At 61.1% G+C, this 13981-nt stretch carries 14 protein-coding genes; 3 read left to right on the forward strand and 11 right to left on the reverse strand.

The window, feature by feature from the left end; all coding sequences use genetic code 11:
* Positions 1-123: 123 nt before the first annotated feature.
* The 4 genes from CXK91_RS15330 to CXK91_RS15345 form a co-directional block, all read right to left on the reverse strand.
* A complete protein-coding gene (locus CXK91_RS15330; RefSeq protein ID WP_103456982.1) occupies positions 124-2382 on the reverse strand; it encodes an EAL domain-containing protein in 2259 nt (752 codons plus the stop codon).
* Between the two features lie 223 nt (positions 2383-2605).
* Complete coding sequence (locus CXK91_RS15335) at positions 2606-3079, reverse strand: hemerythrin domain-containing protein (protein ID WP_103457176.1); 474 nt, start codon at positions 3077-3079, stop codon at positions 2606-2608.
* An 88-nt stretch (positions 3080-3167) separates the two neighbouring features.
* Positions 3168-3446 (reverse strand): DUF3509 domain-containing protein, encoded by a 279-nt coding sequence (locus CXK91_RS15340; RefSeq protein WP_003282682.1) that lies wholly within the window; start codon positions 3444-3446, stop codon positions 3168-3170.
* Positions 3447-3617: 171 nt separating this feature from the next.
* Positions 3618-4232 (reverse strand): class I SAM-dependent methyltransferase, encoded by a 615-nt coding sequence (locus tag CXK91_RS15345; RefSeq protein ID WP_103456983.1) that lies wholly within the window; start codon positions 4230-4232, stop codon positions 3618-3620.
* 272 nt (positions 4233-4504) lie between these two features.
* Here CXK91_RS15345 and CXK91_RS15350 point away from each other — a divergent pair, with 272 nt between their 5' ends.
* Positions 4505-4885, forward strand: a complete 381-nt coding sequence (locus CXK91_RS15350) for a response regulator (RefSeq protein WP_103456984.1) — start codon at positions 4505-4507, stop codon at positions 4883-4885.
* Positions 4886-4951: 66 nt separating this feature from the next.
* Here CXK91_RS15350 and fba read toward each other — a convergent pair whose 3' ends face one another.
* The 7 genes from fba to CXK91_RS15385 all read right to left on the reverse strand — a co-directional run bounded on the left by fba (position 4952) and on the right by CXK91_RS15385 (position 12275).
* Positions 4952-6016 carry a class II fructose-bisphosphate aldolase gene (gene fba, locus CXK91_RS15355; protein WP_103456985.1) on the reverse strand — a complete coding sequence of 355 codons (1065 nt, stop codon included), beginning with the start codon at positions 6014-6016 and terminating at the stop codon, positions 4952-4954.
* Positions 6017-6196: 180 nt separating this feature from the next.
* Positions 6197-6532: an MliC family protein gene (locus CXK91_RS15360; protein WP_103456986.1), complete on the reverse strand. Its 336-nt coding sequence runs from the start codon at positions 6530-6532 to the stop codon at positions 6197-6199.
* Positions 6533-6555: 23 nt separating this feature from the next.
* Entirely contained in the window at positions 6556-6747 is a 192-nt protein-coding gene (locus CXK91_RS22935) for a hypothetical protein (protein ID WP_103456987.1), read from the reverse strand.
* Positions 6748-6878: 131 nt separating this feature from the next.
* On the reverse strand, positions 6879-8039 hold the full coding sequence (locus tag CXK91_RS15370; protein WP_103456988.1) for a phosphoglycerate kinase: 1161 nt from the start codon (positions 8037-8039) through the stop codon (positions 6879-6881).
* Positions 8040-8088: 49 nt separating this feature from the next.
* A complete protein-coding gene (gene epd, locus CXK91_RS15375) occupies positions 8089-9135 on the reverse strand; it encodes an erythrose-4-phosphate dehydrogenase (RefSeq protein ID WP_103456989.1) in 1047 nt (348 codons plus the stop codon).
* A gap of 107 nt (positions 9136-9242) precedes the next feature.
* The gene (gene tkt / locus CXK91_RS15380) at positions 9243-11240 is read right to left on the reverse strand and encodes a transketolase (RefSeq protein ID WP_103456990.1); all 1998 of its coding nucleotides are present in this window, start codon (positions 11238-11240) and stop codon (positions 9243-9245) included.
* Between the two features lie 96 nt (positions 11241-11336).
* Positions 11337-12275, reverse strand: a complete 939-nt coding sequence (locus CXK91_RS15385; protein WP_103456991.1) for a LysR substrate-binding domain-containing protein — start codon at positions 12273-12275, stop codon at positions 11337-11339.
* Positions 12276-12409: 134 nt separating this feature from the next.
* Here CXK91_RS15385 and CXK91_RS15390 point away from each other — a divergent pair, with 134 nt between their 5' ends.
* Entirely contained in the window at positions 12410-13306 is an 897-nt protein-coding gene (locus CXK91_RS15390) for a TauD/TfdA family dioxygenase (RefSeq protein WP_103456992.1), read from the forward strand.
* Positions 13303-13905: a LysE family translocator gene (locus tag CXK91_RS15395; RefSeq protein ID WP_103456993.1), complete on the forward strand. Its 603-nt coding sequence runs from the start codon at positions 13303-13305 to the stop codon at positions 13903-13905. Before CXK91_RS15390 ends, CXK91_RS15395 begins: the two co-directional genes overlap by 4 nt.
* Positions 13906-13981: the final 76 nt, after the last annotated feature.

The raw sequence follows: 13981 nt of genomic DNA on the forward strand, positions 1-13981 counted from the left end.
CCTTCAGAGTGGGCTGGCTAATTGCCAGCTAATTCTTGAATCATCAGATTCACAGAAGGTTGACCCTGTATAGGCGCAAGAGTGCCCGCATGCCCGATTGGAGGTAGGCATACTCCTGAAAAATCAGCCCGAAACACACTGTGCCGTCACGCTGTACATAGCCGCTTTTGGCGTTCCGTCGAGCAGCCCCCAAAAGCCATCGACACACTGTTTCCTATCGAACAGCTTTTGCAACTCAGCCGCCGGCTTGGGTGGGCTGAACCAGTACCCCTGAACCATCTGACAGCCCTCCGCAACCAGAAACTCCACCTGATCGAATCGCTCGACGCCTTCCGCGACGACCGCCAGTCCAAGGCTCTCACCCAAGCCGATCACCGCGCGGCTGATCGCTACCGAGTCGGCATCATCCGGCGCGGCCGCGATAAAGCTGCGGTCCACCTTGAGCACGTGCAACGGATAGCGCTTCAAGTAGCCAAGGGAGCAATAGCCGGTACCGAAGTCGTCCAGCGCCAGGCGAACGCCTAGCGCAGCGATTTCGTGCAGGCTGCTCAGCAGCATCTCGCTGTCCTGCATCAGCAGGGTTTCAGTGATCTCAAGCAGCAGGCTTTGCGGTGGCAAACCCGTTTCGCGAAGAACACGCGCCACCAGGTCGACGAAGCCGGGCTGTTGCAACTGACGAATCGATAGGTTCACGGCGCAATAGAGGTGCACTTGCCCCGCCTGCTGCCAACGCCTGACCTGAGAGCAAGCCTCACGTAGCACCCATTCGCCGACCCGGACGATCTCGCGAGATTCCTCCAACACCGGTATGAACTCGTTCGGCGTCACCGGCTTGTCGCTGAAGCGCCAGCGCAGCAGCGCTTCGACACCCACCAGATACGGCTGTCCATGCTCGACACGGCAAACCGGTTGATAGTGCAGCGCAAACTCCCGGCGTGTTAGCGCCTGCGCCAACGCACTTTCGAGTTCCAACTGGCGGGTCGCCTTCAAAAGCAGACTATCGCAAAACAAGGCGAACTGATCCTTGCCGGCGCTCTTTGCTCGGTAAAGCGCAAGGTCCGCCGCCTGTAATGCATTCAACGCCTGCTCGCCTTGTCGTAATGGCGCGATCCCAATGCTGGCGCTGACCGACAGTGTGCGTTCGCCGAGCTGCAACGGTTCGCGCAATGCGACCAGCATCCGCTGCGCTACCCGTTCAGCATCTGCTTCGCACGCAAGATCACCGAGCAGGGCTACGAACTCGTCCCCGCCGAAGCGGGCCAGATGATCGCCGGGGCGCAGGCAACGCAATAGTCGCTGCGCTACTTGAACCAACACTTGATCACCGGCGCTGTGTCCCAAGCTGTCATTGATCAACTTGAAGCGATCAAGGTCCACGAAGAGCAGCGCGGCAGCCCGCCCACTGGGGCGCTGCTGCGCGTCCTTGAGCAGCTCCTCAAGGTGTAGACGGTTGGCTAGGCCAGTCAATGCATCGTGGCGCGCAGCATGGCGCAGGCACGCCTCGACTGCCTTGCGCGCGCTGATGTCTGTCTGCGAGCCCGACATGCGCAGCCGTCCTTGCTCGCAGCGTTCGGCCACGCCTCGCACCAGCACCCAGAGATAGTCTTCGTTGTCTGTGCGTATCCGATACTCGTGCACCAGTGACGGCTTGCGTCCGTTCAGATGATCGGCAATGGCTTCGCGCAGGCCAGGGAGATCGTCCGGGTAGACCCGGTCGAACCAACTGCGACTGCAGTAAACGGACTGAGCAGACATCATCAGCATGGCGGTCCAGCGCTCGGACAGATGAAGCTGATCTTGCTCCACGTCCCACTCCCAGATGCCGTCCTCAGAACCTCGCAATGCGCGATTCAAGCGTGCTTCACTGTCTTCCAGAGCCTGTCGTTGTGCAGCACTGTAGGTGTCGATGGCCAGAATCATGTCGAAGAAGACGATCTTCAACAGGCTGTCATATAGCGCCTGCTGCTCACCATTCCCGAGCAGACTGCGCAGCATTTCCGACAGGTAGAGACGATACGCACCCAAATACCACTCAAGGTCGACGCCGACGCGTTGGTGCACAAGACCAACCAGCAGGCGATTACGCACATAGCTACGCTCGTACGGACCGCTCCATAACCGGCGATAGTATTCCTGCTGGCGCTCCTTGATACGCGACAGCCCCGCTTGGTCACCCTGCATCGCCGACGGCTGGCCGAAGTCAGCGAGGTGCTTGTAGAGTTTATCGACGAAGATGCGATGTGCGGGCTCCAGCTGCTCCACCGCCACTCCCTTCAGGCGCAGGGCGTCGCCCGCCTGCCACTGCAGGAGCCGTTTTCGCGTAAGGATTTGGTCGGGACCCAGGCCGACTCGTTGCAGTAATGCTCCTAACTCGTCTTCCATGCCTGCCTCTGTACGGATGAGCGCGTCCCGCTGATACCTCCAAGCCAGGGCATTTTCGCCGGTCAGGGGTCCAGAGCAGAGGTAGCGTCAAGTGATGCCGTAAAGCCATCAAGGGTCGCAGCGGCGGCAAGAAACAGCATTGATACAGGTCAGCAAAGATGACTGTTTAGTCAGCAAACAAAGGCAAGCAACCGGGACGGGATGTCCCGGTAAGCGTTAGAGATCAGGCCGCCTGCTTGGCGGTCAGCTCCTTCTTGAGCTGCGCGCGAAGCTCGCTCATCTGCGCGCCCATCTCCTCGAGGCGCTTGGCGTCGAACAGCTCACGCGCCTGCGGGAACATCTCCGACTCTTCTTCCTCGATATGGTGTTCCAGCAACTCCTTGCACACCTTGGCGCGTCCGGAGAATTCAAGGCTGCCAGGGTCGGTGGCCTTCAGATCCGGCAATACAAGTGAATCCACGGCGCGGTGCTCTTCCTTGGCCTCGTGATACATCTTGATCTCTTCCTTGCCGCCAGCTTCCTTGTAGGCAGGGTAGAGAATCTGCTCTTCCAACTGGGTATGGATACTGACTTCCATTTCCAGCTTGGCTAGCAGCTCGGTGCGGGTTTTCACGGCACGCTCAGTGGAGTCTGTTAAACGCGTCAGCAGGTCCTTCACGCGCTCATGATCCTCAATCAACAGGTCGATGGCGTTCATGTGGCAATCCTCATCGGCTTCACGGTAAAAGGAACCGAGCGCACAGCCCGGTTCAAAACAGCTGCGGCGCATGCCGCAGCTAAATAGCTCAGGCGTACTCGTATGTGGGCAGTGCGGTACGGCTCTGGCTTTGCAGGTGAGCGATGGAAGGCGACATCCCAGCCTCCAGCGCCAGATCTCGGCGGACCGAGCTGACCACCCACTCGAGCTGAATTCTGGTCTGAGTCTGCCCTTTCGACAGCGCACGCTTGACCAGGGTGCGGTCGTCGTTGCGCAGGGTAAGCAGCAGTCCGCCATCCGGGCGGGGCTCGGTGAGCACTTCGAACTCAGGGAAAGCGGCAGTAAGGTATTGTTGTGCAGCGGTCATTGTTCTGTACTCCAATTAAGTTCCAGCGAACGTTAACGGAGCAGTGATCATGCCAACCCTGGCTTTTGTTTTTTATCCATTAAAAACAATGACTTAGCAAAAAACGCCAAAGACTTAAGCCGTGCAAAACGCAATACAGGGTGGAGGGTGGGTTGCATTCTGCGGGCAGAACTACATCTTCCTCCAGACACTTGCCAGCCAGCTTTGTTGCGCGCGGGGCAGCCCTGGGGGGCGGTAATAGTGCTCCAGTTCACTAAAACCGGCTTCCAATAACCGTTCGCGCCAAGTCGGCCAGTCGTACCACACACCGTAGCGGTCGCCACTCCAGCCTTCGTCGTTTTGACCGCGCGGATTGGAACAGAACAGCACCCCGCCCGATTTCAAAGTGTTGCGCAGCTGCGAGAGCACGCTGGGCAACCTCGCGCTCGGCACATGAAACAAAACCGCATTGGCGAAGATGCCGTCAAAAGCTTCAGCCGGCAGATTCAAGTGCAACAGATCCTGCTGCCAGACTTCACAGCCACTCTCCGCGCGTGCCATTTCGACAAACGCGTCGGCGCCATCCAGGCCGACCGCTATATGCCCGCGCGCCGTCAACACCTTGAGGTCGCGCCCCGGTCCGCAGCCGAGATCCAAAATACGCAGCGGCGCCTCTGCCTCTATGTGACGCAGAAGGGCATCAATGTTCTGGCTGACGTCATGATCACGGGTCCCCTCGCGAAAGGCTTGCGCATTCTGTCGGTAGTAGTCGAGGGTGCCCTGGGCCGCGCTGTCCGGATCTCTCATGATGTCCTCCTGCAAAAGCTGAATGGCCAGCGTACCGCGGGCTCTATCCGGACAGCCAGCGTGCAGCCTCACCAAAGGGCGCCGTTGAGCGCCGCCATCAAAGCAGCGAGGATAGCGGCCAGATGTGCGGCAGCGCACAGTGACGGGGCAAAAACGACGACCGTCCGACTGCAGGACTGAAACTTGCAGCGCGTAACCTGTCGAAACCCTGTCTGGCTCCGTCGCAACGACGGGCTCGGCACGCAGCACGTAACGCAACATCGAGACCGATCATGAACCACGCACTGCAAAAAATCGTTCTGCTCGTTGAAGATGAGCCGCATATCCTCAGCCTGCTTTCGGACTACCTGGCCAGCGAGGGCTATCAGGTGCTGGAAGCGGACAGTGCGCCCAAGGCCTTCGAAATCCTGGCGACCAAGCCGCACCTAGATCTACTGGTCACCGACTTCCGTTTGCCTGGCAATGTGTCGGGCGTGATGATTGCCGAGCCGGCGCTCAAACTGCGCCCCGATCTCAAGGTGATCTTCATCAGTGGCTACCCCATCGAGATCTTTGAGTCAGGCAGCCCCATCGCCCGCTCGGCCCCCGTGCTAGCCAAGCCCTTCGCCCTGGACACGCTGCGCAGCCAGATCCAGCAGTTGCTTGCCAGCTGATCAAGCCACGGCGCGGAAAAACGAAAAAGCCCGCATAGCGCGGGCTTTTTTACGTCTGGGTGAAGATCAGTTGATCTTCGGGTCCAGCTCACCGTTGGCGTAACGCTGGAACATGCCTTCCAGGGAGATCGGCTTGATCTTGGAGGCATTGCCGGCCGTACCGAAGGCTTCGTAGCGAGCGATGCAGACGTCGCGCATGGCTACGACGGTTTTCGCCAGATACTTGCGCGGGTCGAACTCGCCGGGATGCTTGGCGAGGAATTCGCGGATCGCACCGGTAGACGCCAGGCGCAGGTCAGTGTCGATGTTGACCTTGCGCACGCCGTACTTGATACCTTCGACGATTTCCTCGACCGGCACACCATAGGTTTCGCCAATCTCGCCGCCGTACTCGTTGATGATCTTCAACCAGTCCTGCGGTACCGAAGAGGAGCCGTGCATGACCAGGTGAGTTTCCGGAATGCGCGCGTGGATCGCCTTGATGCGGTCGATGGCCAGCACGTCGCCGGTCGGTGGCTTGGTGAACTTGTAGGCGCCGTGGCTGGTGCCGATGGCAATGGCCAATGCGTCGACCTTGGTCTTGGCGACGAAGTCGGCCGCCTCTTCAGGATCGGTCAGCAACTGGCTGTGATCCAGCTTTCCTTCGGCGCCGACGCCATCTTCTTCACCGGCCATGCCGGTCTCCAGGCTGCCCAGGCAACCCAGCTCGCCTTCCACGGAAACGCCACAGGCGTGAGCGAAGGCGACCGTCTGCTGGGTCACGCGCACGTTGTACTCGTAGTCAGCCGGGGTTTTGCCATCTTCCTTCAGCGAGCCGTCCATCATCACCGAGGAGAAGCCCAGCTGAATCGAGCGCTGGCAGATGTCCGGACTGGTGCCGTGGTCCTGGTGCATGCACACCGGGATGTGCGGGAATTCTTCGATCGCCGCCAGGATCAGATGACGCAGGAACGGCGCACCGGCGTATTTGCGCGCACCGGCGGAGGCCTGGACGATCACCGGGGAGTCGGTCTTGTCGGCCGCTTCCATGATGGCGCGCATCTGCTCTAGGTTGTTGACGTTGAAGGCCGGCACGCCGTAGCCGAACTCGGCGGCGTGGTCGAGCATCTGGCGCATGCTGATGAGTGCCATGTTTTCCTTTCTCCCGGTCTGGGTCGTTTGATCGTGTAGAGCCTGCCGCAGTGGCCGACGCTGTTCAAGCGCCGCACCTGGGCGCGGCATTGTAGAGGCGGGAGCGGCAATTGCCAGCGTCCCGCCAGCGCTTTCAATCCAATGCCCCGCGCTAGCAAGGCAAACTGTACTCGTTAACCGCTAGATACTGATGAGCGACGCGCTGCAGCCATGGGCCAGCACCTTGTCGTCGGCTACGCGGTATACCAGCGCCTCGTTGCCCTTGTCGTGGAAGGCGACTACGCCATCGCTATAGAAACTGCCACGCGTGGCAGGTTCCTTTCTGAGGGTGTGAATGCGCTCGCTATCGCCAACTTTCAGGTCGATAGCGGTTCGTTTGTCGTCGGCATAACGCCAGGCGATGTTCTGCTGACTCTGGCACTTCCAGCGCACGAATGGCGCGTCCGGACCGGACTGCCAGTGGCCACAACCGCCGAGCAGCAAAGCTGCGATCAGCATGGGCAGGCCTTTGTTCATTCCTTCTCCTTGGCTGACGGCGATCAGGGGCAATCCTGCAAGCCGCCTTGTGTGATGGTCGGATCGCCTGTGGCCTGCATTTCGACACGCTGGTCATGTTCGGCGGTCGGTCCGATCGCGGCAGGTGGGTCGAGCACCTGGCAGGCAGAATCCGACGCACTCCCGGCGCAACCGGCCAGGCCCAGGCAGCAAATAGCAACAACGGCATATCGCATGGTGCATCCCCTTTCCTTGTTCCAGATAGAACAAAGACCACGGCGAGACGTCTGGGTTGCCCCGCGCACTGCCGGCACCGCGGATCCGGCGCCGACAGGCAAATACGTCGAGGTCACCTCGACTGCCTAATTCAGCTCGCGCGCTGCTCCAGCACCTCGACCGCCGGCAGCACCTTGCCTTCGACGAACTCGAGGAACGCACCACCACCGGTGGAAATATAGGAAATCTGCTCGGCCACGCCGTACTTGTCGATGGCCGCCAAGGTGTCACCACCACCGGCGATCGAGAATGCCGGGCTCTGGGCAATGGCCTCTGCCAGCACCTTGGTGCCGTTACCGAACTGGTCGAACTCGAACACGCCTACTGGACCATTCCAGAGAATAGTCTGCGAGGCCTTGAGCATTTCGCCGAACATGGCGGCGGTCTTCGGGCCGATGTCCAGGATCATGTCATCATCGGCGACGTCGGCAATGGTCTTGACGGTGGCTTCGGCGGTTTCAGCGAACTCCTTGGCGACTACCACGTCCACCGGCAGCGGCACCGAGACCTTGGCGGCGATGGCCTTGGCGGTATCCAGCAGGTCCGCCTCATACAGCGACTTGCCGACGTTGTAGCCGGCAGCGGCGAGGAAGGTGTTGGCGATGCCACCACCGACGATCAGCTGGTCGCAGACGTCCGCCAGGGAGGTCAGCACGTCGAGCTTGGTGGACACCTTGGAACCAGCAACGATGGCGACCATTGGCTTGGCCGGGGTCTTCAGCGCTTTGCCCAGGGCGTCCAGCTCGGCTGCCAGCAGCGGGCCGGCGCAGGCCACCTTGGCAAACTTCGCAACACCATGGGTCGAGCCCTGAGCGCGGTGAGCGGTGCCAAAGGCATCCATGACGAAAATGTCACACAGAGCAGCGTACTTCTGCGCCAGCTCGTCGGTGTTCTTCTTCTCGCCCTTGTTGAAGCGCACGTTCTCCAGCAGCACCAGTTCACCAGGCTGGACGTCAACGCCTTCCAGGTAGTCCTTGACCAGCTGGACTTCGCGGCCAAGCGCCTTGGACAGGTAGTCGGCGACCGGCTTGAGGCTGTCTTCCTCGCTGTAGACACCCTCTTCCGGGCGGCCCAGGTGCGAGCAGACCAGCACCGCCGCACCCTTCTCCAGCGCCAGCTTGATGGTCGGCAACGAGGCCAGGATGCGCGCATCGCTCTTCACCGCGCCATCCTTCACCGGCACGTTGAGGTCCTCGCGGATCAGCACGCGCTTACCCTGGAGGTCGAGATCGATCATCTTCAAAACGGTCATGTTGGTCTTCCTTAAGGTCGAGAAGCAGCGATGTTCCAGGCGCGGGCTGCTAGATGCGATTGGCCACGCGCAAATAGTGGTCGGTGACGTCGAGCATGCGATTGGCAAAACCCCATTCGTTGTCGAACCAGGCCAGCAGATTTACCAGGCGCGGGCCCGACGCTCGCGTCAGACTGCCGTCGACGATCGCCGAATGCGGATCGTGATTGAAATCGCAGCTAGCGTGGGGCAGCTCGGTGTATGCCAGCAGCCCCTGCAAAGGCCCGCTTTCGGCAGCCTCGCGCAGCACCCGGTTGATCGTTCGCGCATCGGTATCACAGCCGGTCTGCAGTGTGATGTCCAGGCAGGACACGTTCACCGTGGGCACCCGCACCGCTTTGGCCTGAATCCGCCCCGAGAGTTCCGGAAGCAAACGTTCGATACCGCGCGCCAGGCCGGTGGACACCGGAATCACCGACTGGAATGCCGAACGCGTACGGCGCAGATCCTCGTGATGATAGGCGTCGATCACCGGCTGATCGTTCATCGCCGAATGGATGGTGGTGATCGAGGCGTACTCGATACCAACCGCATCGTTGAGCAGCTTGAGTAGCGGTACGCCGCAGTTGGTGGTGCAGGAAGCGTTGGAGACCAACCTCTCGGCGCCGGTCAGCTGGTGCTGATTGATGCCCATAACCACCGTAGCGTCGATGTCCGCCGCACTGGCCATAGGCTGGGAAAACAGCACTCGCGGCGCTCCAGCCGCAAGAAAGCGCTCACCGTCGGCGCGGCTGGTGTAAGCGCCGGAGCACTCCAGCACCAGGTCGACATCCAGCGCACGCCAGTCGATGGCTTCCGGCGTCGATTCACGCAGCACTTTTACGCAGTGCCCATTGAGATGCAGGCAGTCGCCGTCGACGCTCACCTCGCCTGGAAAGCGGCCATGAGTGGAGTCGAAACGAGTGAGGTACTCCAGGCTGGCCATGTCGGCCAGATCGTTGAGGGCAACGAATTGAAAATCGAAAGCTGCGCCGCGCTCGTAGAAAGCACGCAGCACGCAACGGCCGATGCGGCCGTAGCCGTTGAGGGCGACGCGATAGGGACGGGCGTTGGCCATGGGTTATTAGTCGGTCCTGCGGGTGGAAAACCGCTTGGTGGTTCTCCACCCTACGCGGATGGGGCTTCGTAGGGTGGATGACATGGTCATCCACCGCATCTTCGCAGTCAGTCCTCCAGCAGCTCTTCGGCGACGGCGAGGATGTTGTCGACGGTGAAGCCGAACTCCTCGAACAGCTGGTTGGCCGGGGCCGACTCGCCGTAGGTGGTCATGCCAATGATGCGACCGTCGAGGCCGACGTACTTGTACCAGTAGTCCGCGTGGGCCGCTTCAATCGCAATACGCGCGCCGACTTCGACCGGCAGCACGTGCTGCTTCCAGGAAGCATCCTGGGCATCGAACACGCTGGTGCAAGGCATCGAGACAACGCGCACCTTGCGGCCCTGCTCTGCCAGCTTGTCGGCAGCCTGCACCGCCAGGCTGACTTCCGAACCGGTGGAGATCAGGATCAGCTCCGGCTCGCCAGCGCAGTTCTTCAGGATGTAGCCGCCGCGGGCAATCGCCGCTTCAGTTTCGTTGTCACGAACGTGGAACGGCAGGTTCTGGCGCGAGAAGATCAGCGCGCTCGGCCCGTCCTTGCGCTCGACCGCATGCTTCCAGGCCACCGCGGATTCGACCGTGTCGGCCGGGCGCCAGGTGTCCAGGTTCGGCGTGGTGCGCAGGCTGGTCAGCTGCTCGATCGGCTGGTGCGTCGGGCCGTCTTCGCCCAGACCGATGGAGTCGTGGGTGAAGACGTAGAGCACACGCTGCTTCATCAGCGCAGACATGCGCACGGCATTGCGGGCGTACTCCATGAACATCAGGAAGGTCGCGCCGTAGGGGATCAGGCCGCCGTGCAGGGCGACGCCATTCATGATCGCGGCCATACCGAACTCGCGCACGCCGTAGTACATGTAGTTGCCCGAAGCATCTTCGGCGACCACCGGCTTGCAGCCCTTCCACAGGGTCAGGTTGGAGCCGGCGAGGTCGGCCGAGCCGCCGAGCAGTTCCGGCAACAGCGGGCCAAAGGCATTCAGGCAGTTCTGGCTAGCCTTGCGGCTGGCGATGGTTTCGCCCTTGGTGGCGACTTCACGAATGAACTCGGACGCCTTCTCGGCGAAGTCGGCCGGCAGTTCGCCAGCCATGCGGCGCTTGAACTCGGACGCCAGCGCCGGAAATTCGGTCTCATAGGCGGCGAAACGCTTGTTCCACTCGTTTTCCGCGTCGGCGCCCTTCTGCTTGGCGTCCCATTCGGCATAGATGTCGGCGGGAATCTCGAACGGGCCATGCTTCCAGCCCAGCGCTTCACGGGTCAGAGCGATCTCGGCGTCGCCGAGGGCGGCGCCGTGGGACTCTTCCTTGCCCTGCTTGTTCGGCGAGCCAAAGCCGATGATGGTCTTGCAGCAGATTAGCGTCGGACGGTCGCTCTTGTGCGCGGTTTGCAGAGCGATCTGGATTTCTTCTGCATCATGGCCGTCGACATTGCGAATCACCTGCCAGCCGTAGGCCTCGAAGCGACGCGGGGTGTCATCGGTAAACCAGCCGTGCACTTCACCGTCGATGGAGATGCCGTTGTCATCGTAAAAGGCGATCAGCTTGTTCAGCCCAAGGGTGCCAGCCAGCGAGCAGACTTCATGGCTGATGCCTTCCATTAGGCAGCCATCGCCCATGAACACGTAGGTGTTGTGGTCGACGATCTTGTGTCCGTCGCGGTTGAACTGCGCGGCCATGACCTTTTCCGCCAGCGCGAAACCGACGGCATTGGCCAGGCCCTGACCCAACGGGCCGGTGGTGGTCTCGACGCCCGCGGTATAGCCGAACTCCGGGTGACCCGGAGTCTTGCTGTGCAGCTGACGGAAGCTCTTCAGGTCTTCAATGGACAGGTCATAGCCGGTCAGGTGCAACAACGAGTAGATCAGCATCGAGCCGTGGCCGTTGGACAGCACGAAACGATCGCGGTCCGCCCATAGCGGGTTGGTCGGGCTGTGCTTCAGGTGATCGCGCCAGAGAACCTCGGCGATGTCCGCCATGCCCATGGGGGCACCCGGGTGGCCGCTGTTGGCTTTCTGCACGGCATCCATGCTGAGGGCGCGGATGGCATTGGCTCGCTCACGACGGCTGGGCATCGCTGAATCTCCTGCGGGGGTGTACGTAGAAAAAGGCGGCCATTTTCCCCTACCGAGGGCAGCCGGGGCAATGACTGAATGGCCTGGCCAGCGCCGTCAATCCAACAGCTCGACGCCTTGACTGGTCACATCCGGTAGGTGTTCGAGCAGGTAGTCGCGCATGCGCATCAGGGTCGCCGACTCATCACCGCCGCTCGGCCAGACCAGGTAATAGCTGTCGCCGGACTTCACCGCCTGATCAAAGGGCAACACCAAGCTGCCGCGCTGCAGCTCGGCACCGACCAATGCGAGGTCGCCGATCGAGACCCCGTGCCCCTGCGCCGCGGCAGAAATACCCAGCTCGAGGGTGTCGAAGAGTTTGCCTTGCTGCCAGGCGATCTGATCCGCCCGCCCGGTACGCTGCAACCAGCGCCGCCAGTCACGACAATCACGCGAGGGATGGATGAGTTCAGCCTCGGCCAGCTGCTGCGTGGTCCAGGGCATCGCACCCAGCAACTCCGGCGCACAGACCGGCACCAGCCACTCGTCGAATAGCTTTACCCGCCGCCAATCGGCGGGAAAACCACCATTGCCGAGCAGAATGGCGCAGTCGAACGGCTCGCTGTTGAAATCCACCGCATCCAGATCCATCCAGGCGCTGGTGAGCTGCACACGATTTTGCGGATTGGCTACCTGAAAGCCTTCCAGCGTGCCCAGTAGCCAACGCATGGTCAGCGTCGACGGCGCCTTGAGGCGCATCGCGCCCCGCTGACGGGTGACGGCCACGCAAGCGTTTTCGATGGTACGAAAACCGATCTTCAGCTCCTGCGCCAGCAGCCGTCCCGCATCGGTTAGCAGCAGCCGGGAGCCACGCCGCTCGAAAAGCTGGCAGCCAAGGTGCTCTTCAAGCGCTTTTACATGCCGACTGATCGCGCTCTGGGTGATGAACAGACTTTGCGCCGCCTGAGTGAATGAACCGAAGCGCGCGGCTGCCTCAAAGGCGCGGAGCGCATAAAGAGGCGGCATGCGCGGGTGTTCGACGGCAGATTCTGGCATGACTAAAACTCATCCTTATCGGGTGTTTTTTCCATTTTTCAATCCTTCGCTGCATCCCAATACTGCGCCAGCAAAGGCCCGAGTCCAAGCGCGCCCGAGGCCCTGCCATGCCAAAAGACTCAGGAAAGGATGCCATGCAAAGCAAATATTACGAGACGCTTCTAGCCAATGCGGTTGAGAAAGGCGCCCTGCAGCATGAGCAAATAGGCCGGCTCCTGAACTTCAGGTTGTTCGGCAACAAAAAAGGCTTCATGACACTCGAGAACCTGCCTATAGGCGACATCCCTCCCACACCACAGAGCCGCGACCATCTTTGCAAGCCCGACGACAGCAGCGAGCGACTGCTGCTGCAAGCCACCGCACTGCTTGGCGAGCCGGTCGGCTACCTGCAGGAGTCCGACGGCTGCATCGTCAACAACTTTTTCCCTCAGCAGGCCCATTCTCGCGGGGCAACCTCGGACAGCTTCGACACCGAACTGGACCTGCATACGGAAAACGCCTTTCACGCTGTGCTGCCTGACTATTTGGTCCTGCTCTGCCTGCGCCAGGATCCGGACGCGGAGGCTGTCACCTACATCGCTTCGATCGAACGCATTCTCGAACGCCTGACCTTCGAGGAACAGTCGTTCTTCCTCACCGAACCCTACAACTTCCTCTCCGACTACGGCCCCACTGAAAAGAACCAGCGCATCGACATCAACCGCCATCAGACCGTGCTTTACGGCGACCCGGATGCACCCTTCTTTCGCTTCGACCCGCAATTCATGCTGGCCTTCAGCAGCCGCGCACAACACCTGATGGACAAGCTGCGCGCCATTGCGTGGGAGGTGGTCGAGCCGGTGCGCCTGAACCGAGGCGACATGCTGATCATCGACAACCGCCGTACCGCCCATGCCCGCAGCCCATTCAGCGCGCGCTTCGACGGTAGTGATCGCTGGATCCAGCGCGCCTTCGCCATTACTAATCCGAATTTCTATGCAGAACGTCTGGGCAAACGCAGCCGGGTGTTCGGCCTGGTGACCGAATTATGAACGCCACCTATCTCGCCTTCGCCGCCGCAGTTGCCCTGCTGATCGCCTCCCCCGGCCCGGTGGTGGCCCTGGTGGTAGCCGACGCCCGCCGCCGTTGGCCGCTGTGGACGATTCTCGGCGGCGCGGTGTCTGCGCAGATACTGATGATCGCTGCACTGGTGATGATCTACCTGGCCCTGGACCTCGACCCGCTGGTGCTCGAAGCCGGACAGATACTGGGTGGCCTTTACCTGATTTGGCTGGGCTGTGACGGCCTGTGTGGCGGTCGCAGTGAAACCACCACGCCAACACGCAGCGAAGCACACTACTTCTGGCGTGCCATGGCGGTAGGCCTGTCCAACCCCAAGGACATCCTGTTCTTCCTCGCCTTTCTGCCTGGCTTCATCCTGCCCGCGCAGCCGTTCGCCCCGCAGGCGACGGTGCTGATCGTAATCTGGGCGGTGATCGATCTGAGCATTCTGCTGGCCTACAGCCTGCTCTCCCGGCGCCTGGCGGGCGAAGGATTGATCCAGCGCCTACTGGATATCCTGCCCAACTACTTCCTCATCGGGCTTGGCCTGGTGTCTTGCACGCTAGGGCTGTCTCGCCTGCTGCAGTAACCCTGCTCTCATCAGGGCAATATCAAAACTTTTTGATATTGCCCTTGCTGTACGAAAAGTGACCGACTAGACTGCG

Source organism: Stutzerimonas stutzeri (assembly GCF_002909485.1).
In the GTDB taxonomy this organism is placed as follows: Bacteria; Pseudomonadota; Gammaproteobacteria; order Pseudomonadales; family Pseudomonadaceae; genus Stutzerimonas; species Stutzerimonas stutzeri_AH.

What these genes read in the sequence shown, in the direction of transcription:
- CXK91_RS15385 (WP_103456991.1), bottom strand. Translation starts at nt 12,275, where the DNA reads ATGCCAGAATCTGCCGTCGAACACCCGCGCATGCCGCCTCTTTATGCG.
- fba (WP_103456985.1), bottom strand. Translation starts at nt 6,016, where the DNA reads ATGGCACTCATCAGCATGCGCCAGATGCTCGACCACGCCGCCGAGTTC.
- CXK91_RS15370 (WP_103456988.1), bottom strand. Translation starts at nt 8,039, where the DNA reads ATGACCGTTTTGAAGATGATCGATCTCGACCTCCAGGGTAAGCGCGTG.
- CXK91_RS15350 (WP_103456984.1), top strand. Translation starts at nt 4,505, where the DNA reads ATGAACCACGCACTGCAAAAAATCGTTCTGCTCGTTGAAGATGAGCCG.
- CXK91_RS15340 (WP_003282682.1), bottom strand. Translation starts at nt 3,446, where the DNA reads ATGACCGCTGCACAACAATACCTTACTGCCGCTTTCCCTGAGTTCGAA.
- tkt (WP_103456990.1), bottom strand. Translation starts at nt 11,240, where the DNA reads ATGCCCAGCCGTCGTGAGCGAGCCAATGCCATCCGCGCCCTCAGCATG.
- CXK91_RS22935 (WP_103456987.1), bottom strand. Translation starts at nt 6,747, where the DNA reads ATGCGATATGCCGTTGTTGCTATTTGCTGCCTGGGCCTGGCCGGTTGC.
- epd (WP_103456989.1), bottom strand. Translation starts at nt 9,135, where the DNA reads ATGGCCAACGCCCGTCCCTATCGCGTCGCCCTCAACGGCTACGGCCGC.
- CXK91_RS15330 (WP_103456982.1), bottom strand. Translation starts at nt 2,382, where the DNA reads ATGGAAGACGAGTTAGGAGCATTACTGCAACGAGTCGGCCTGGGTCCC.
- CXK91_RS15395 (WP_103456993.1), top strand. Translation starts at nt 13,303, where the DNA reads ATGAACGCCACCTATCTCGCCTTCGCCGCCGCAGTTGCCCTGCTGATC.
- CXK91_RS15360 (WP_103456986.1), bottom strand. Translation starts at nt 6,532, where the DNA reads ATGAACAAAGGCCTGCCCATGCTGATCGCAGCTTTGCTGCTCGGCGGT.
- CXK91_RS15390 (WP_103456992.1), top strand. Translation starts at nt 12,410, where the DNA reads ATGCAAAGCAAATATTACGAGACGCTTCTAGCCAATGCGGTTGAGAAA.
- CXK91_RS15345 (WP_103456983.1), bottom strand. Translation starts at nt 4,232, where the DNA reads ATGAGAGATCCGGACAGCGCGGCCCAGGGCACCCTCGACTACTACCGA.
- CXK91_RS15335 (WP_103457176.1), bottom strand. Translation starts at nt 3,079, where the DNA reads ATGAACGCCATCGACCTGTTGATTGAGGATCATGAGCGCGTGAAGGAC.